The sequence below is a fragment of the Micromonospora craniellae genome (assembly GCF_014764405.1).
In the GTDB taxonomy this organism is placed as follows: Bacteria; Actinomycetota; Actinomycetes; order Mycobacteriales; family Micromonosporaceae; genus Micromonospora; species Micromonospora craniellae.
The window spans coordinates 3909533-3927291 of the sequence record NZ_CP061725.1 but is presented as its reverse complement, the minus strand read 5'-3'; the positions used below and the strand labels follow the sequence as shown (position 1 = coordinate 3927291).

The following is a 17759-nucleotide window of genomic DNA, read 5'->3' as shown; positions in this document are numbered from 1 at the left end:
GTCAGCCGGCCCTCGGCGGGGTCCAGCCGAACCGGGCCGCACGCCGCTCGTGGAAGGCGGCGACACCTTCCCGGGCCTCGCCGCTGTCCCGCGCCTGCCCGTGCCACCAGGCGACGCGCTCGACATCCGCCCGACCGTCCACGATCTCCTTGGCGGCGGCGACGCTGAGCTGCGAGCGTTCCGCGATCGTCGCGGTGAGTCCGCCGACCTGCGCGGCCAGGTCGGCGCCGGGCAGCACCTCGTCCAGCAGGCCGATGCGCAGCGCCCGGTCGGCGTCGACCAACTCGCCGGTGAAGAGCAGGTGCTTGGCCGCCGACGGGCCGACCAGCCGGGCCAGCCGCTCGGTGGCCGGCGCCGGATAGACCAGGCCGAGCCGGGCCGGGGGTACGCCGAACCGGGCGTCGTCGGCGGCCAGCCGCAGGTCACAGGCGACGACCAGCAGGCAGCCACCGCCGACGCAGGCGCCCCGCACAGCGGCGACGGTCGGCTTGGCGAAGTCGGCCGGCAGTCGACGGCCCCGAGGGTAACCCGCACCGGTGCCGACCCCGCCGCCCGTCCGGTGACCCGAGCTGTACGTCTGGTAGCTGCCCGGCATTCACCGGCGGGCCGCCCACGCCTGACAGCGCCACCATGCGCGCACGTCCTGTGTCGAGCAGCTCGGGGTGGTGCGGCCGACCACCAGCGTGCGTTCCCCGGCGGCGGTCAGCAGCGCGGCCAACGTCGGCCCCAGCCGTGGAAGGAACAACGGCACCCCGGGTACGAACTCGTGGTCGGGGGCCATCCCGTCACCGATGTTCCAGCCGTGTTGCAGGTAGCCGGATACGCGCAGCGGCGCCCGGTCGTCGAGTCCGCAGTAGCGGGCCAGCACGTGGGAGTGCCCGTAGTAGTGGTTGGCGTGGTGCACGTCGGCGGGCGTCCCTGGTCGTGGCGGCAGGGTTCAGGCGGACGGTATTCGGCCCGCCTGAACGCCCGCCCACGACGAGGTGTCGCCCGGTGTTCCGTGCGCGATATGGATGGAGCCCCCGGCCGGGATCGAACCGGCGACATCCCGCTTACAAGGCGGGTGCTCTGGCCAGCTGAGCTACAGGGGCGTTGTTTCCCGGTCAGCATAGCGACCGACGTCTGCTTTTCCCGCTTGGCAGGGGTCCCGAGCACGGGAAACGTCAACATCCCGACCTGCGGGCGTCGATTCGTGTCCGAGCGTGCCCGAGTGACCGGAATGCGAATGCTCTCAGTCCCATCAACCGTCGGCGAACCTTGGCATCGTGGCGAAAGCCGTTTACCGTGCAGTGACACGGACGACACCGGGGTTCGCCTCACGTCGTCCGTGGCGCCGGCATCGGGACACCCGCGCCGGTCGCTCCTTCACTCGGATCGTCCGGCACGTTCCTGCCGGTGAAAGGAAGCGTCCCCCTCATGGCTACGGTCACGTACGCGAAGGCGTCCCGGATCTACCCGGGCACCGAACGCCCCGCGGTCAACCAGCTCGACCTTCAGATCGGCGACGGGGAGTTCCTCGTCCTGGTCGGCCCCTCCGGTTGCGGCAAGTCCACCAGCCTGCGCATGCTCGCCGGCCTGGAGGACGTCGACGACGGCGCGATCCACATCGACGACCGGGACGTCACGCACCTTCCGCCGAAGGCCCGCGACATCGCGATGGTCTTCCAGAACTACGCCCTCTACCCGCACATGTCGGTGTACGAGAACATGGCGTTCGCGCTCAAGCTGCGCAAGACCCCCAAGGCCGAGATCGACCGTCGGGTCAAGGAGGCGGCGGCGCTGCTCCAGCTGGAGGAGTACCTCAGCCGCAAGCCGAAGGCGCTCTCCGGTGGTCAGCGCCAGCGTGTCGCGATGGGCCGGGCCATCGTCCGGGAGCCCCAGGTCTTCCTCATGGACGAGCCGCTGTCGAACCTCGACGCCAAGCTCCGGGTGCAGACCCGTACCCAGATCGCCTCGCTCCAGGCCAAGCTCGGCGTCACCACCGTCTACGTGACGCACGACCAGGTCGAGGCCATGACCATGGGTCACCGGGTGGCGGTCATGCTCGACGGTGTGCTCCAGCAGGTGGACACCCCGCGTGCGCTCTACGACACCCCGGCCAACGTCTTCGTCGCCGGCTTCATGGGCTCGCCCGCGATGAACATCAAGACCGTGGCGCTCACCGAGCAGGGCGCGTCGTTCGCCGAGATGTTCGTCCCGCTGACCCGGGAGCAGACCGAGGCGGCCCGCGCCGAGGGTGGCGACGGCAAGGTGACCGTGGGTTTCCGCCCGGAGGACTGCGACATCGTCAGCCCGACCGAGGGCGGCATGCCGGTCGTCGTCGAGCTGGTCGAGGACCTCGGTTCGGACGCCAACGTCTACGGGCACGCCGCCCTGGACGGCTCCTCCGAGCGCTTCGTGGTGCGGACTGACCGGCAGCACAGCCCGAACATGGGCGACACGATCTTCGTGAAGCCGCGTACCGGCCGCAGCCACGTCTTCCACGCCGTCAACGGCAAGCGGATCTGACGTAGCAACCACGAAGGGGCGGTCCGCCGGTGGCGGACCGCCCCTTCCGCGTACTCCCGGTGGGTCGTGGCGGCAGGTCAGAGCTCGGCGGCGCGGCGGCGCGCCACCTCGGCGAGCGTGACCGCAGCGGCGACGCTCGCGTTGAGCGACTCCACCTCGGAGATCATCGGGATGCTGACGGTCAGGTCGCAGGTCTGCCCGACCAGGCGGGACAGCCCCCGCCCCTCGGAGCCGACCACCACGACCAGCGGGCCGACGGCGGCCTCCAGGGCGTAGAGGTCCGACTCGCCGTCGGCGTCCAGGCCGACCACCAGGAACCCGGCGTCCTGGCACGCCTTCAACGCCCGGGTCAGGTTGGTGACCTGTGCCACCGGCACCCGGGCCGCCGCGCCGGCACTGGTCCGCCAGGCGGTCGCGGTGATCCCGGCGGCCCGCCGCTCGGGTACGAAGACACCCTGCGCACCGAACGCGGCGGCCGAACGGATCACCGCGCCGAGGTTGCGCGGGTCGGTGACCCCGTCCAGCGCCACCAGCAGCGGCGCGGACTGCTCCACCGCGGCGGCGACCAGGTCCTCGAACGGCTGGTACGCGAACGGCGGCACCTGGAGGCCGACGCCCTGGTGCAGCACGCCACCGGTCATCCGGTCCAGCTCGGCCCGGCTGACCTCCATGATCGCGATGCCCCGGTCGGCCGAGGTGCGGACGATCTCCTTCATCCGGTCGTCGACGTCGATGCCCTGCGCGGTGTAAAGCGCGGTGGCCGGCACCTGGGCGCGCAGCGCCTCCAGCACCGGGTTGCGTCCGACCAGCAGCTCCGGCGTGTCCTTCGCCGGGTTCGACTTGCGGCCCGGCGCGACCCGGGGGCCGCCGCGCCCGGCAGGCTGCTTACCCCGGGCCGGTTTGGCCGCAGGCGTACCCCGACCGCCGCCCCGACCCCAGGTGGTGTCCTTGCTGCCGGGCGTGCCGATCTTGGGGGCGCGCCCCTCCTCGGCCGCCGCCCGGCGCTCCTTCTCCTGCTTCCAGGCGGTGCGCTGGGGCAGCTTCTCGGTGCCCGAGTAGCCCTTGTGCCAGGGACGTTCGTCGGCCGGCAGGGTCCGGCCACGCCCGGCGAGGGAGTCCCGGTTCTTGCCGCCGGAGCCCTTCGGGGCCCCCGCCTTCGACGTCATCCGCCGGCCACGGCGTTGCGAATTGCCGGCCATCAGTCATGTTCTCCAATTGTCCAACGCGGGCCCTGCGGGGTGTCCTCGACCACCACGCCGGCTCGCTTGAGTTGATCCCGCAGCGCGTCGGCGGCGGCCCAGTCCTTGCGGACCCGGGCCTGTGCACGCTGTTCGAGGGCCAGGGCGACCAGGGAGTCCACCACACCACGGAGGTCGCTCGCCCGGGTGCCGCCCGTCCACACCGGGTCGAGGGGGTCGACGCCGAGGATAGCCAGCATGGCGCGGACGTCGGCGAGCGTCGTGCGGACGGTCACATCGTCCGCACCGGCGAAGGCGGTGTTGCCGTCGCGCAGCACGTCGTGCAGCACGGCCAGCGCGACCGAGGTGTTGAGGTCGTCGTCCATCGCCGCGGCGAACGCCGCCGGCACCTCGCCGACCTGGCCGACGCCGACCCGTTCGACGGCCCGCTGGACGAAGCCCTCGATCCGCCGGTACGCGACGGCCGCCTCCCGCAGCGCGTCCTCCGAGTAGTCGATCCGGGAACGGTAGTGCGCCGCCACGTAGTAGTAGCGCAGTTCGATCGGGCGTACCCCGAGCGAGGCGACGTAGGCGAGGTCGAGGGTGTTGCCCAGCGACTTGCCCATCTTGGTCCCGCCGATGCCGAGCAGGCCGTGGTGCACCCAGTACCGGGCGAACGGCAGGTCGGCGGCCTGCGACTGGGCAAGCTCGTTCTCGTGGTGCGGGAAGATCAGATCCAGCCCGCCGCCGTGGATGTCGAACTCGGCGCCGAGGTAGCGCCAGCACATCGCCGAGCATTCGATGTGCCAGCCGGGACGACCCCGTCCCCACGGCGACGGCCAGTAGGCGTCGGCCGGCTCGCCCGCTTTCGCACCCTTCCAGAGCGCGAAGTCACGCGGATCCCGTTTGCCGCGCGCGGGGCCCTCGCAGGTGGAGAGCATGTCGTCCGGCGACTGGTTGGACAACGCGCCGTACGCCGACCAGGAGCGCACGTCGAAATAGACGTCCCCGGAGTCGTCGGTGGCCGGGTACGCGTGCCCCCGGTCGATCAACTGCGCGATGAGCTGGTGCATCTCCGGGATGTGCCCGGTGGCCCGTGGCTCGTAGGTCGGCGGCAGCACGTTCAACGCCCGGTACGCCTCGGCGAGCTTCAACTCGTTGGCGTACGCGATCGACCAGAACGGCTGCGCCTGCTCCTGCGCCTTGACCAGGATCTTGTCGTCGATGTCGGTCAGGTTGCGGACGAAGGTGACCTCAAAGCCGGCGGCCAGCAGCCAGCGCCGTAACACGTCGTAGTTGACGCCGGAACGGAGATGGCCGATGTGCGGCGCTGCCTGAAGAGTGAGACCACACAGGTAGACCCCCACCTTGCCGGCTTCCCGCGGGACGAAGTCCCGCACCGATCGGGTGGCAGTGTCATACAGGCGTAGCGTCACCGTACAAGGGTAGCCGTCCGTCGTTTTCCGGGTCCGCCGGAGCCGGGTCGTACGCTGCTGGTCGTGGACTCCGCAGCGACGCCCGACATCGATCCGCCGTCACCCGCCGTACCCGGTGGGGAGACGTCGCAGACGCTGGACCGGGGCCTGCGGCTGCTGCACCTGGTCGCGGACGCGCCCGGCGGGCTGACGGTCACCGAGGCGGCGACCCGGCTGGGCATCGGCCGGGCGGCCGTCTACCGGTTGATCGGCCCGCTGGCCGGGCACGGCATGCTCCGCCGGGACGCCGCCGGTCGGCTCCGCCTCGGTGCCGGTGTGCTGCACCTGGCCCGGCGGGCCCAACCATTGCTCGCCGAAGGGGCACTGCCCGCGCTGCGCCGGCTGGCCGAGCAGGCCGGGGCCACCGCCCACCTGACCGTGGTCGAGGGCGGCGAGGGGGTGGCGTTGGCGGTGGTCGAGCCGAGTTGGACGTCGTTCCACGTGGCGTACCGGACGGGGGCCCGGCACCCGCTGGAGCGGGGTGCCGCCGGGCAGGCCATCCTCGCCGGGCGGACCGGCGCCGTCGGCCCGGTGAGCACCGCCGGTGAGCTGCAACCCGGCGCGTACGGGGTGGCCGCGCCGGTGCTCGGCGTGCCGGGTCTGGAGGCCAGCGTGGGGGTCGTCGCCCTCGCTCCGCTGGACGCCGAGGCGGTCGGTGCGCAGGTGCTCGCCGCCGCCACCGCGATCGCCACCGCACTGAGCTGACCCGGCCGCATACCACAACGCGCGCCCTCGGCGGGGGTTGTCCACAGGCGGCCGTTCCGGTCGTCGTCGCGGTTGTCCACAGGGGTCGCCCGGCCGGTGAGCCGGACCGCAGGCTGCTGTCATGCCAGTTCGCACACAGCCACCGGACGCCCTGGCGTGGCAGGTCTTCCGCGGGTCGGACGTCGTCCGCCGAGGTCTGCTCACCGCCCACCAACTCCGCAACTCCGCCTGGGTCCGACTGCGGCACGACGTCTACGCCGACGCCCGGCTCGACCGCGACCACACCCTGGCCTGCCGCGCGGCGGCCCTGCAACTGCCCGCCGGGGCGGCCGTCGCCGGGCCCTCCGCGGCCTACCTGCACGGCATCGGGCACGCCGCCGACTTCGACCAGGCCGTCCACGTCCTGGTGCCGCCCCGGGCCGGGCTGCGCAGTCAGCGCGGGCTCCAGGTGCACACCGAGCCCCCGCAGTCGCTGGCCGGGCTGACGATCAAGGGCACCCCACCGCACACCGACACCGCACGGGCCGCCTGGGAGAGCGCGGTGTGGCTGGAGCCGAGCCGCTCGGTCGGCATCGTGGACGCGCTGCTGGGCCGGGGGCTGACCACCCGGGCGGCGCTGGACGAGGTGGCGGCCGTCAACGACGACCGTCCCGGCGGGCGCCGGGCGCGCTGGGTGTTCGGCCTGGCCGACCCGGCGGCACAGTCTCCCGACGAGTCGCGGCTGCGGGTCGGGCTGGTGCTGGCCGGGCTGCCCCGCCCGGTCGCCCACCATCCGGTGACCCTGCCCGGCGGCGCGGTGCTGCGGCCCGGGCTGGCCTGGCCGGAGCAGCGCGTGGCGGTGGAGTTCGACGGGCAGCGACTCTATCCGCTGGCCGGCGCGGGCTGGCTGGTGCGGCACGTCACCGGCCGACGCCTGCACCAGGACCTCCCTGCGGTCGCCCGCGAGATCGGCAGCGTGCTTCTCGACGGTGACCGCCGGTGACGGAGCAGAACGGGGGACGGCCCGGCCGGGGGCAACCCGGCCGGGCCGTCTGTTCGCCCGTGGGGGGCGGGTGTCCTATCCGGTCACCGGCGCAGCGGGGCGGTCACCGCCGCGTACGCGTCGATGATGCCGTGCCCGTAGAAGCCGTTGAAGTCGACCGAACCGTCGCAGTAGGCGTCGAACTCGGCCGGCCGCCCCTCGTTGGTGTAGGTCTGCAACCGAGGCTCGGGGCAGGCCCGTTCGGTGGCGGTGCGGAGCAGGTGCTTCTCGACCAGGTTCGGGGCCAGGCCGAAGCCGCCCCGGCCCTGCGGCTTGCCGTACCGGCTCACGATGAGCGCGGCCACGCCGGAGGCGTGCGGCGCGGCCATCGAGGTGCCCTGGAGGTACGTGTAGTAGCCGCACTGCCCGTTGGCCTTGCACTCCCTGAACACGAAGGTCTCGGCGCCCGGCACGATGTTGCCGGCCTCGTCGACCGCCCCCTCCTCCTGGAGCACCTTCTTGGGATAGGTGGAGAGGATCATGTTGGCGTCGGTGCGGAATGTGTCGGTCCCGAAGCCGTCGCGGAACCACCCACCCGGTGCGGCCACCGCCGTCTGCTCGGTGCCGTAGTTGGAGTAGTCGGCCTTCTTGCCGGACGGGCCGACCGAGGACACGCTGATCACGTGTGGCCCCTCGGCGGGCAGGTCCCAGCAGCTGTCGTTGTCGATCTCCCGGGGGTACGGCGCGACGTCACCGTAGTTCGGGCTGGACACGTCGGTCCGGGGGGCACCCAGATCCTCGTGGTTGTTGCCGAGCGCACCGACCAGGGTCACGCCCCGGTTGTGGGCATAGGTCAGGGCCCGCTTCATGGCGCGGATGGTGGCCCGCTGCGCCGCCTGCGCCTCCGGGGAGTCGGCCGGGTTGGCCGTGCAGTTATAGAGCCACGGGTCGACATAGAACGACATGTTCACCACGTCCAGGCCCGACCGGCCAGCGTGCAGCAGCGCGTTGACCACCGGGTTCAGGAAGAAGTACCCGGAGTCCTGGCCGCCCTTGAGGTTGACCAGGGAGACCTTCGGGGCGACACCGGAGAGGCCGAAGCCGTTGGCGGCGGCGCCGATGGTGCCGGCGACGTGCGTACCGTGCCCGCCGTCGTCGGTGCCGACCGGGTCGAGGCAGCTCGCCACCTCGCACTCCCCGTCGATCTCGGGAATGTCCGGGGCGAAGTTGCGCGACAGCGCCCAGTTGAAGTTCGGCGCGATGTCCGGGTGGGCGGCATCCACGCCGGTGTCCAGCACGCCGACGGTCACCCGACGGTCGCCGGGCTCGATCTTGCGTGCCTTGTCGGCCCGGATCATCTCCAGGCCCCAGAGCTTGTCGTCGAGCGGGTCCAGCTTCTTGCCCCGCTGCTTGCCGGCACCCTTCGCGGCGGCCACGGCCAGCAGGTGCTCCTGCTCGACCCGGTCCAGCTTGGGTTTGCGGCCGATCGCCTTCTGCTCGGCGGCGCCGATCAGCGCGGCGGCAGCAGTCGCCTTCGTCGCGAAGTCGGCCCGGTCACTGGTCACCTGGAACACGCCGACCTCGTCGGTGCGGGACACCACGGTCCCGCCGGCCGACCGGATCGCGGCGAGGGCCGCGTCGGCGGAGAACCCGTCCTCCGCGACCACGGTGAACGTTCGGACGGTCGTCGGCTCGGCGCTGGCCGGCACACCCAAACCCGTCACCGTGAGTGCCAGTGCCGCCGCGGTCGCGACGACACCGACGGTGAAGCGCTTGCTCACCACATCGAATCCTCTCGTTGAGGGACGTGGCGTCATCAGACATCAACGCATGACGTTTCGCCAGAGCGGCGTCGCATACGCGGAGGAAGATCCGCTTCGCCGGAAAGGCCGACCAGGACGGCAGGCAACTCCGCAAGCGTGGACACTGTCGCGTCTCACGACGTGGGGGCTGGTTCCGCCACCTTCGTCTGCTCCGTGGCGACGGGTGCGCGCAGTTCGTCGAGGCGGACCAGGGCCACCCCGGCGACGATCAAGGCGCCGCCCATCAGTTGCACGACCGTCGGCAGTTCACCCAGCACCAGCCAGGCGATCAGCACCGCGAACATCACCTCGGTGAGCCCGACGAAGGAGGCCATCCGGGCACCCAGGACGCGGGCCGCGGCGATCCCGGCCAGGTACGCGACCACCGCCGCCACCAGCGCGAGGCCGACGATCGGCACCAGCCAGCTCGTCTCCTGCCCGGCAAACTCGACCGTGCCGAAGCTGGCCCGCAGCGGTAGCGCGCCGAGCAGGCCGAGCAGCAGCAGTGCACCGGCACCGACGGCCATCCCGCCGCTGGCCATGACCACCGACGGCAGTGCGGCGTCGACCCGGCCGGCCAGTACGAAGTAGCCGGCCAGCCCGACCGCCGCGCCCAACCCCCAGAGCACCCCGATCGGGTCGAGCCGCCCGGCTCCGGTGAGATCGAGCACGAAGAAGAGGCCGGCGAGGGCAGCCGCCGAGCCGGCCACGGTCAGCCGGCGGGGGCGCTGCCCCTGGACCAGCCAGGCCCATCCGACCACGAGGATGATGCCGAGGTACTCCAGCAGCAGCGCGACCCCGACCGGCAGGTAACGGACCGCGTTGAAGAAGCACACCTGGGCGAGCGCCACCCCGAGCAGCCCGAAGACACCGATCGAGGCGATGTTGCGGCGCAGCACCGCCCACCGGCCCCGCAGCACCAGCAGAGCCGGCCCGGCCAGCACCAGAGCCGCGATGCCGACCCGGGCGACGACGACCGCCTCGGCGGACCAGCCATCATTGATCAACGAACGGGCGAAGGTGCCGGAGGTGGCGAACGTGACCGCGGAGAGCAGGGCCAGGGCGAGCCCGGCCCCCGCGACGGGGGAATGACGCATCGACTCTCCTTGGCACGGTCGCCCGCCATGGGCAAACTAGGCTTACACCGATGACGCTAAAGCGGGGCCACGACAGGAGTCAAGTTGCTTTTCGCCCATGACACCGAATGTTCGTTGACTGCCGCCGCCGCGCTGGTCAACACCGACGGGCGGGACGGCGACAAGCTGCCCGACGTCGCCGCCCTGGACGCGTTCTACGTCACCCACTCCTACAGCGGCCGGCACGAGCACAGCGAGGCCGAACTCCGCGCGGTACGCGCGCTGCGCACCCGACTGCGACGGCTCTGGTCCGCCGACGTCGACGAGATCGTCAAGATCGTCAACGGGCTGCTCCGCGAGCACCGCGCGCTGCCGCAGCTCATCACGCACGACGACGAGCCGTACCACCTGCACGCCGTCCCCCGCGACGCCCCGCTGGCCACCCGGATGGCGGTCGAGGCGGCGATGGCGATCGCCGACGTGGTGCGCGGCGGCGAGCTACGCCGACTGCGGACCTGCGACCACCCCGACTGCGACAACGTACTCGTCGACCTGTCGAAGAACCGGTCCCGCCGGTTCTGCGAGGCGGGTTGCGGCAACCGGGCCGCCGTCAGCGCCTACCGTGCCCGCAAGGCCGCCGCCCGCTCCTGACCTGACCCGGCGCCGAACCGTTCATCGCGCCGAGCTGCCCGTCGCCCCGTCCGGCCACGCTCAGGGGCAAGGTCTTGGGCCAAGATCACGTTCAGGGTCGAGGTCCTGCCCCAAGGCCACGCTCAGGTCGAGGTCCTGCCCCAAGGCCACGCTCAGGTCGAGGTCCTGCCCAAGGCCACGCGGGGTCGGTGTCTCCGCCAAGGTCACGCTCGATCCAGGATCGAGTGGCATCGGCCGTCCGCGATGACCACTCGATCCTGGATCGAGCATGTTCATGGCGTCCCGAGGCACACGGAGCCGACGGGACAGCATGTCTCGCCCTCCGCGACGACCGGTCGTCCCCCCCAGGTCGAACACCGTCGGTGAAAGCACCGGAGGTGGGTAGCTTTCTTGTCGCCTGGGCGACAAGAAAGCTACCCACCTCCGGGTCAGGCGATCACATCAGCGCGGCGGCGCGGCGACGAAGACCCGCCAGGAGTACGGGTCGAAGGCCAACACCGGTCCCGCCGGATCCTTGCTGTCCCGCACCCCGACCACCCCGCGAACGTTCAACGCCACCTCGACACAGTCGTTGGACTGCGCGCTCCGACTGCTCGTGCGCCAGTGGGCTCCGGTCAGCTCCATGCCTCGGCCACTTCCCTCAACAGCTCGATCGTCTGGCGGGGCGTATACGCCTCGCCAAGGCAAACCTCCCACACCTGCCTGAGAAGATCGAGATCCTCCGACCGATCCAGCTCCTGGCCTCCGATATGGCTACCAAGAAAGGCCACCTCGGTGCCGTCCCTCCCGCTCGCGAGTAGGAAGGGCCCTCCCAGGCCGGGGTACTCCGCCGCCGCTTGCGGAACCACGTGCACCCGGATGCGGGGGTGTTCGCCGGCAATGTCAGCAAGATGCGAGACCTGCTCGGAGACGATCTTCCGGTCGCCGACACACCGCCGGATCGCAGCCTCGTCGATGATCACGATCAGGTGGGGCGAGTGGTCCCCGGACAGAACCGTCTGGTTCTCCATCCGCTCCGTCAGCCTGCGCTCCACTTCGTCTGGATCCAGCAGACCACCAGCCTCGAAGACGGCGCGAGCGTAAGCCTCGGTTTGCAGCAGACCGGGAACATACAGCGGCTCGTACCACCGGAGCTTTGCCGCCTGCCCGACGATCGTCTGTGCCCCGCGTAGCCAGACCTGGGCTTTGTCGAGGGCGACGAGGTCGGTGAGCATCCGGCCGTAGAGGCCGCCCGTGTCGAGGGCCTTGTCGAACTGTTCCAGGTACTTCGGGGTGGGCGGCTGTTGCCCCAACTCCACCGCACTGACCATCGACGCCGAGTAGTTGACCGCCTTGGCCAGGTCCTCCTGGCTCCAGCCGCGTCGCATCCGCGCCCGACGCAGCTCCGCGACCAGGAACGTCGCCGCTGTCATCTGCCCGCCCGTCATCTCCAGCCACCCTCCAGGAACCGGTCGATCGACTCCAGCGCCCCGCCACCGGCGAGCCCAGCCATCGCAGCGGGCCTCGGACAACACGGCCTAGCCCTTCCGACCGTAGTGGGGTCGTCAGCAGACTGTGAAGACCGACGTTCGCCGCTCATCCCCCGAGCACGAAACGTCGAGGTGGGACCGCTCGCTCCCCCGGCCGGGCGGTCCCACTGCCGGGGGCGATGGCATATGCGACTCAGCTCGAAAGGACACCCGTGCCATGTCCCGACCCGCCCGACCGACCTGGTTCCGCAGCACCCGCCGCAATCAGCGCCCAATCCCCCTCGCACCTCGGCACCGTCGGGTCTGGCGTGGGCTGCGCCGCTACTGCTCCTGTGGCCTGCGCTGGCGCACCTGCCCGGACCGGCACTCCCCGGTGCCGACCGAGCCGACCGCCGCGTCGCCTCCGAACCGTCCCTCGTGGGCCCGGGCCACCGTGGCGAACCCGCAGGTCGGCAGGGCCGGCTGGCTCACGCCGGCACAGTCCTGGCGGGCCAACGGCGGCCACTGGTGACCGGCCCGTCGGTGCCGGCCACGCCGGTCACCCCGGTCACGCCGGCCCGTCCGCACCTGGCGTTGCGTCCGCTGTGGCTGTGCCGGGCCTGCGCCGCACCCTGGCCCTGCGCCACCGCGCGGCTCGCCCTCGTCGCCGAGTACGCCCATGACCGCGTCGCGCTCAGTGTCTATCTGTGTGCGGTGCTGTACGACGCCACCGCCGACCTGCACCGCCTGAACCCGGACGACGGACCGACTCCGGCGGCACTCTTCGCCCGCTTCCTCGCCTGGGTGCCGCGCGGTCAGCCCGACCGTGACCAGCCCGACCCGTGACACCCCGGCCCGTGACCGGCGCACCCGCAGGGGTCCACGCTCAGGGGTGGGTCATCCGGAGCAGGTCGAGCGCCTCGTCCAACTGGGTCTCGCTGAGTTTGCCGGAGTCGACGTGGCCACGCGAGATCACCACCTCCCGGATGGAGACCTGCTTCTCCAGCGCCTCCTTGGCGATCGAGGCGGCCTCGTCGTACCCGAGGTGGCGGTTGAGCGGGGTCACGATCGACGGTGAGCCCTCGGCGTACGACAGACAGACCTCGGCGTCCGCGACCAGGCCGACCACGCAGCGGTCGGCGAGCAGGCGGCTCGACGCGGCGATCAGCCGGATCGACTCCAGGAGGTTGCGGCCCATCACCGGCAGCATGACGTTCAGTTCGAAATCGCCCTGCGAGCCGGCGAAGGCCACCGTGGCGTCGTTGCCGATCACCTGTGCGCAGACCTGCCGGACCGCCTCGCAGACCACCGGGTTGACCTTGCCGGGCATGATCGACGAGCCCGGCTGGAGGTCGGGGATGCGCAGCTCGCGCAGGCCGGCGCGAGGGCCGGAGCCCATCCAGCGGATGTCGTTGGCGATCTTGTAAAGCCCCACCGCGACGGTACGCAACTGGCCCGAGGTCTCCACCAGCGCGTCGCGGGCGCCCTGCGCCTCGAAGTGGTTGCGCGCCTCACTCACCGGCAGCCCGGTCGAGTCACGCAGCTTCTCGATCACGCGAGCGGCGAACCCGAGCGGCGTGTTGATGCCGGTGCCCACCGCCGTTCCGCCCAGCGGCAGCTCGGCCAGCCGGGGCAGCACGCCCTCCACGCGCTCCAGGCCGTAGCGGATCTGGGCGGCGTACCCGCCGAACTCCTGCCCGAGGGTCACCGGCGTGGCGTCCATCAGGTGGGTACGCCCGGCCTTGACCACGGTCTCGAACTCCGACGCCTTCGCCTCCAGCGCGGTGGCCAGGTGGTCCAGCGCCGGCAGCAGGTCCCGTACGACGGCCTCGGTGGCCGCCAGGTGGATCGAGGAGGGGAAGACGTCGTTGCTGGACTGTGAGGCGTTCACGTCGTCGTTGGGATGGACGCTGCCGCCCAACTCCCGCCCGGCGAGCGTGGCGATCACCTCGTTCGTGTTCATATTGGACGACGTGCCGGAGCCGGTCTGGAACACGTCGACCGGGAACTGGTCGTCGTACCCGCCGTCGGCCACGTGCGCGGCGGCGGCGGCGATCGCTGCGGCCACGTTCGCGTCGATCACGCCCAGATCACCGTTGACCTCGGCCGCCGCGCCCTTGATCTGCGCGAGTGCCCGGATCTGCGCCGGCTCGATCCCCCGGCCCGAGATCGGGAAGTTCTGCACCGCCCGCTGCGTCTGGGCCCGCCAGAGCGCCTCGGCGGGCACCTCCACCTCGCCCATCGAGTCGCGTTCGATCCGGTAGCCCATCGCCTCTGGAGTCGTCACGCATACCATCCTGCCCCGCTAACCGGCCGGTCGCAGCGAGCCACGGCAGAAACCGAAAGCCCAGCTAGATCCACTTGCTGGGACGGGGGTAGCTTCGCCCGGTCGCGGGATCGGCCACGATGCCGGGTAGTTGGGCGCTGCGAAGGGCTCGTTCACTGATAAAGAAGTGTCCCAGGTTGCCGATGCTGGTGAGGTGGCTGGACGCCCGGGTGTTGCCGGGTGGCATCGCGAGAGGCATAGGTGCGATGGCCGGCGTAGTCGGCGTAGACCCGTACGGCCTTCGGCTCCTCGCGGTCGCCGCGCTCCGGTAGTGGTGACCTGACGCGAGAACGCGCGTCCACTACCAGCTTCGCAACGACCTGCCCCTTGCTGAGACCCGCGATCTCGGCAGCAAAGGAGAGGTAGTTCGGCCACGTGGCTCCACTCGGCAGAGCGGCCACCACAATCACCCTGCCCGTCGTCCTCAGGTAGAGTGCACGGCGTAAGCCCCGGATGTCGCCTCTGCTAGCAAGCGGCCCGGGGCATTGCTCTGGCTGCCGCACTTGCTCTTCATGCCGTTGTTGAACCGCGACGTTCAACGCGTACGTCTCGGGCGCGAGGCCGAGGAGGAAGCGGCCGAGGCGATCCTGGAGCGGCTGGGCGCTGCCACGCTCGCCCGGTGCCGCGGGGACCGGGGGGACTCCCACCCCCTACGCACATGGGGGAAGGTCTTTGCGTGTGGCGCGCGTGACCCGCGTGGTACGTGCACGGGGGGGCGGAGGGCTGAACCGCTCCCCCCGGTCCCCGCTCCCCGGGCTAGTCGTCTGCCTGGTGGGGTCGGTGCTCCCTGATCCACGCTTCGACATCGGCTTTGCGCCATACCCGCGTCCGGCCGCTCACCACGCCGATCGGTTCGGGGAAGGTCGGCCGGTTCGTGATCTGGGTCGCGCGGGTCCGCGACACGCCACCCAGCATGTCCGCGACGTCCCCGAGCGCCACCAGCTCCATGACCGGGAGGCTATGCATCCGCCCATCTGGCAGTAGTGAAACTGTCACTATTGACGGCTGCAAGGTTCGTAGGGGAGCGTGGTAGGTCACGACACCAGACGGTCCCCGGTTCGCGTGGCGACGCTCCCCGGGGACCTTGATCGGACACGGGAGGTCCGACCGTGAACAGTTTCCCCGACCCGGCCCCACCGGACGAACTCGCACCCGCCCGGCTGATGGCGCTCTACCAGCCCGGCAAGAGCCCGGTCATCGACCGTGCGGAGAACGCGCTCCGGGCGTTCGAGGCCACCGACCGGCCCACCGCCGAACGTCTGCTGACCATGTGGGCGCACACTCCGGCGCTGTCCCGGCGGGAGCGGGCGGCCGTGCTGGCCCGGGTCGACCCCACCGGTTCGAGCGGGAGGGGGTGGAGGTGATCCAGCTACCGGCGGTGCGCGTGGTCGTCACCGATGCCCCCGAGGGCAACCGGTCATCGCGTGGCTGGACACCGGGAGCGGCCCGGGGCTGGAGTTGGTGGTCCCGCCGGAGCAACGCTGGCGGATCACGCGGCGGGGTGATCAGGACGTGCTCCTCCTGATGCCCGAGCCGGAGGACGTGGAGGCGTTGCGGATCTTCTCGAACACTCATCAGCTCTGGAACGCCTACGACCCCGAGGAGCAAGACCCCCTCTGACCGCCGGGGCTGACCCGAACAGCTCCCGGTACGCGGAACCCCCGGCCGATTCTCCGGCCGGGGGTTCTGTCGTTTCCGCAGTTCAGGAGGCCGAGCGACCCCCGATCGTTAGGTAACTCTTAGGACTTGTCACTTCGGCGAAGAAGTCGTTGCCCTTGTCGTCGACCACGATGAAGGCCGGGAAGTCCTCCACCTCGATCTTCCAGACCGCCTCCATGCCGAGCTCCGCGTACTCCAGGACCTCGACGTGCTTGATGCAGTCCTGGGCGAGCCGGGCCGCCGGGCCACCGATCGACCCGAGATAGAACCCGCCGTGCTGTTCACAGGAGCGGGTCACCTGGTTCGACCGGTTGCCCTTGGCGAGCATCACCATCGAGCCGCCGGCCGCCTGGAACTTTTCCACGTACGCGTCCATCCGCCCGGCCGTGGTCGGGCCGAACGAGCCCGAGGCGTAACCCTCCGGGGTCTTCGCCGGACCGGCGTAGTAGACGGCATGGTCGCGGAGGTACTGCGGCATCGACTCGCCCGCGTCCAGCCGCTCGGCGATCTTCGCGTGCGCGATGTCGCGGGCCACGACCAGCGGGCCGGTCAGCGACAGACGCGTCTTCACCGGGTACTTCGACAGCTCGGCGCGGATCTCGTCCATCGGGCGGTTCAGATCGACGCGGACCACCTCGGTGGCGTCCAACTGCGCCTCGGTGACCTCGGGCAGGTAGCGGGCCGGGTCGGTTTCGAGTCGCTCCAGCCAGACACCCGACGGGGTGATCTTCGCGACCGCCTGGCGGTCCGCCGAGCAGGACACCGCGATCGCCACCGGGCAGGACGCGCCGTGCCGAGGCAGCCGCACCACTCGCACGTCGTGGCAGAAGTACCGCCCACCGAACTGCGCGCCGATGCCGAAGTTGCGGGTCAACTCCAACACCTCGGCTTCCAACTCCAGGTCCCGGAAGCCGTGGGCGGTCATCGAGCCGGAGGTGGGCAACGCGTCGAGGTACTTGGCGCTGGCGTACTTGGCGGTCTTGAGGGCGTACTCGGCGCTGGTGCCGCCGATCACCACCGCCAGGTGGTACGGCGGGCAGGCCGAGGTGCCGATGAGCCGCAGCTTCTCGTCCAGGAACTGCATCATCCGCGTCGGGTTCAGCAGCGCCTTCGTCTCCTGATAGAGGTACGACTTGTTGGCCGAGCCGCCCCCCTTGGCCATGAACAGGAACTTGTACGCGTCCGGGTGACCGTCCGGGTCCTCCGCATACAGCTCCACCTGCGCCGGCAGGTTGCTGCCGGTGTTGCGCTCCTCCCACATGGTGAGCGGGGCGAGCTGGGAGTAGCGCAGGTTCAACCGTGTGTACGCCTGCCACACGCCACGCGAGATCGCCTCGGCGTCACTGCCGTCGGTGAGCACGTGCCGGCCGCGCTTGCCCATCACGATCGCGGTGCCGGTGTCCTGGCACATCGGCAGCACCCCGCCGGCCGCGATGTTGGCGTTGCGCAGCAGGTCGAGCGCCACGAACCGGTCGTTCGGCGAGGCCTGCGGGTCGTCGATGATCGACCGCAGCTGAGCCAGGTGCGCCGGACGCAGGAAGTGCGCGATGTCGTGCATCGCCTCGGCGGTCAACGCGGTCAGCGCCGCCGGATCCACGGTGAGGAACCGCCGACCGCCGGGACCGTTGACGACGTCGACGCCCTCGTCGGTGATCAGGCGGTACTCCGTCTGGTCGGGGCCGGTCGGCAGCAGGGGGGCGTACGAGAAGTCAGCGGCACTGCTCATGACGGCACTCCGCTCCGCTCCGCGCCCCCATGAGGCACCGCCGCACTGCGCTGATGATTCGCTCGCTGGCGCTCGCTCATGCCGACACTCCGCTTCGCTCCGCGCCGCCATGAGGCCATCACCGCACTGAGTTGATGATTCGCTCGCTGGCGCTCGCTCATGACGGCAAAGCCTAGGGCAGAAGGGCCGATCAGTCCCACCCGCCGGGTGGGGTGGTGGGTCGTCGCACTCATCCGCCCCGGTG

The 17759-nt window shown here is 71.0% G+C and carries 17 protein-coding genes, 1 tRNA gene and 1 pseudogene; 7 read left to right on the top strand and 12 right to left on the bottom strand.

Translation table 11 applies throughout. The annotated features are described in order from the left end of the window. Position 1: 1 nt before the first annotated feature. The 3 genes and pseudogenes from ID554_RS17665 to ID554_RS17655 form a co-directional block, all read right to left on the bottom strand. Positions 2-502 (bottom strand): annotated as a pseudogene (locus tag ID554_RS17665) (enoyl-CoA hydratase/isomerase family protein); the annotation flags it as partial. A 93-nt stretch (positions 503-595) separates the two neighbouring features. After that, positions 596-904: a hypothetical protein gene (locus tag ID554_RS17660; protein ID WP_117229070.1), complete on the bottom strand. Its 309-nt coding sequence runs from the start codon at positions 902-904 to the stop codon at positions 596-598. A 110-nt stretch (positions 905-1014) separates the two neighbouring features. Beyond that, positions 1015-1091 (bottom strand) — tRNA-Thr (locus ID554_RS17655). Between the two features lie 325 nt (positions 1092-1416). On the opposite strand from ID554_RS17655, the gene ID554_RS17650 reads away from it, so the two are divergent. After that, complete coding sequence (locus ID554_RS17650; RefSeq protein ID WP_117229069.1) at positions 1417-2508, top strand: ABC transporter ATP-binding protein; 1092 nt, start codon at positions 1417-1419, stop codon at positions 2506-2508. A 77-nt stretch (positions 2509-2585) separates the two neighbouring features. Here ID554_RS17650 and rlmB read toward each other — a convergent pair whose 3' ends face one another. Continuing rightward, positions 2586-3707 (bottom strand): 23S rRNA (guanosine(2251)-2'-O)-methyltransferase RlmB, encoded by a 1122-nt coding sequence (gene rlmB / locus ID554_RS17645; RefSeq protein ID WP_117229068.1) that lies wholly within the window; start codon positions 3705-3707, stop codon positions 2586-2588. Continuing rightward, positions 3707-5122, bottom strand: coding sequence for a cysteine--tRNA ligase (gene cysS / locus ID554_RS17640; protein WP_117229067.1), 1416 nt, complete (start codon positions 5120-5122; stop codon positions 3707-3709). The genes rlmB and cysS overlap by 1 nt, the downstream gene beginning before the upstream one ends. A 63-nt stretch (positions 5123-5185) precedes the next feature. Between cysS and ID554_RS17635 the strand changes: the two genes are divergently transcribed. After that, on the top strand, positions 5186-5866 hold the full coding sequence (locus tag ID554_RS17635; RefSeq protein WP_223884130.1) for an IclR family transcriptional regulator: 681 nt from the start codon (positions 5186-5188) through the stop codon (positions 5864-5866). Positions 5867-5987: 121 nt separating this feature from the next. Continuing rightward, positions 5988-6848 (top strand): hypothetical protein, encoded by an 861-nt coding sequence (locus tag ID554_RS17630; protein ID WP_117229066.1) that lies wholly within the window; start codon positions 5988-5990, stop codon positions 6846-6848. A gap of 83 nt (positions 6849-6931) precedes the next feature. Here the strand turns inward: ID554_RS17630 and ID554_RS17625 are convergent, their stop codons facing one another. Both ID554_RS17625 and ID554_RS17620 read right to left on the bottom strand, forming a co-directional pair. Then, on the bottom strand, positions 6932-8608 hold the full coding sequence (locus ID554_RS17625; RefSeq protein ID WP_117229152.1) for a S8 family serine peptidase: 1677 nt from the start codon (positions 8606-8608) through the stop codon (positions 6932-6934). Positions 8609-8763: 155 nt separating this feature from the next. Next, complete coding sequence (locus tag ID554_RS17620) at positions 8764-9726, bottom strand: EamA family transporter (protein ID WP_117229065.1); 963 nt, start codon at positions 9724-9726, stop codon at positions 8764-8766. An 84-nt stretch (positions 9727-9810) separates the two neighbouring features. On the opposite strand from ID554_RS17620, the gene ID554_RS17615 reads away from it, so the two are divergent. Beyond that, the gene (locus ID554_RS17615; protein WP_117229064.1) at positions 9811-10356 is read left to right on the top strand and encodes a CGNR zinc finger domain-containing protein; all 546 of its coding nucleotides are present in this window, start codon (positions 9811-9813) and stop codon (positions 10354-10356) included. A gap of 441 nt (positions 10357-10797) precedes the next feature. Here ID554_RS17615 and ID554_RS17610 read toward each other — a convergent pair whose 3' ends face one another. Together ID554_RS17610 and ID554_RS17605 are read right to left on the bottom strand one after the other, a co-directional pair. After that, a complete protein-coding gene (locus ID554_RS17610) occupies positions 10798-10980 on the bottom strand; it encodes a DUF397 domain-containing protein (RefSeq protein WP_117229063.1) in 183 nt (60 codons plus the stop codon). Continuing rightward, entirely contained in the window at positions 10971-11783 is an 813-nt protein-coding gene (locus ID554_RS17605) for a helix-turn-helix domain-containing protein (protein WP_117229062.1), read from the bottom strand. Before ID554_RS17605 ends, ID554_RS17610 begins: the two co-directional genes overlap by 10 nt. A 259-nt stretch (positions 11784-12042) precedes the next feature. On the opposite strand from ID554_RS17605, the gene ID554_RS17600 reads away from it, so the two are divergent. Both ID554_RS17600 and ID554_RS17595 read left to right on the top strand, forming a co-directional pair. Then, on the top strand, positions 12043-12336 hold the full coding sequence (locus ID554_RS17600; RefSeq protein WP_147333500.1) for a hypothetical protein: 294 nt from the start codon (positions 12043-12045) through the stop codon (positions 12334-12336). Then, positions 12333-12650, top strand: a complete 318-nt coding sequence (locus tag ID554_RS17595; protein WP_223884129.1) for a hypothetical protein — start codon at positions 12333-12335, stop codon at positions 12648-12650. Before ID554_RS17600 ends, ID554_RS17595 begins: the two co-directional genes overlap by 4 nt. 40 nt (positions 12651-12690) lie before the next feature. Here the strand turns inward: ID554_RS17595 and ID554_RS17590 are convergent, their stop codons facing one another. Further along, positions 12691-14100 carry a class II fumarate hydratase gene (locus ID554_RS17590; protein ID WP_191088570.1) on the bottom strand — a complete coding sequence of 470 codons (1410 nt, stop codon included), beginning with the start codon at positions 14098-14100 and terminating at the stop codon, positions 12691-12693. A 786-nt stretch (positions 14101-14886) separates the two neighbouring features. Beyond that, the gene (locus ID554_RS17585; RefSeq protein WP_191088569.1) at positions 14887-15078 is read right to left on the bottom strand and encodes a helix-turn-helix transcriptional regulator; all 192 of its coding nucleotides are present in this window, start codon (positions 15076-15078) and stop codon (positions 14887-14889) included. A 161-nt stretch (positions 15079-15239) separates the two neighbouring features. Between ID554_RS17585 and ID554_RS17580 the strand changes: the two genes are divergently transcribed. Then, positions 15240-15494, top strand: coding sequence for a hypothetical protein (locus tag ID554_RS17580; RefSeq protein ID WP_117229060.1), 255 nt, complete (start codon positions 15240-15242; stop codon positions 15492-15494). Positions 15495-15832: 338 nt separating this feature from the next. On the opposite strand, the gene ID554_RS17575 is transcribed toward ID554_RS17580, so the two are convergent. Further along, positions 15833-17515 carry a fumarate hydratase gene (locus ID554_RS17575; protein ID WP_117229059.1) on the bottom strand — a complete coding sequence of 561 codons (1683 nt, stop codon included), beginning with the start codon at positions 17513-17515 and terminating at the stop codon, positions 15833-15835. Between the last annotated feature and the right edge of the window lie 244 nt (positions 17516-17759).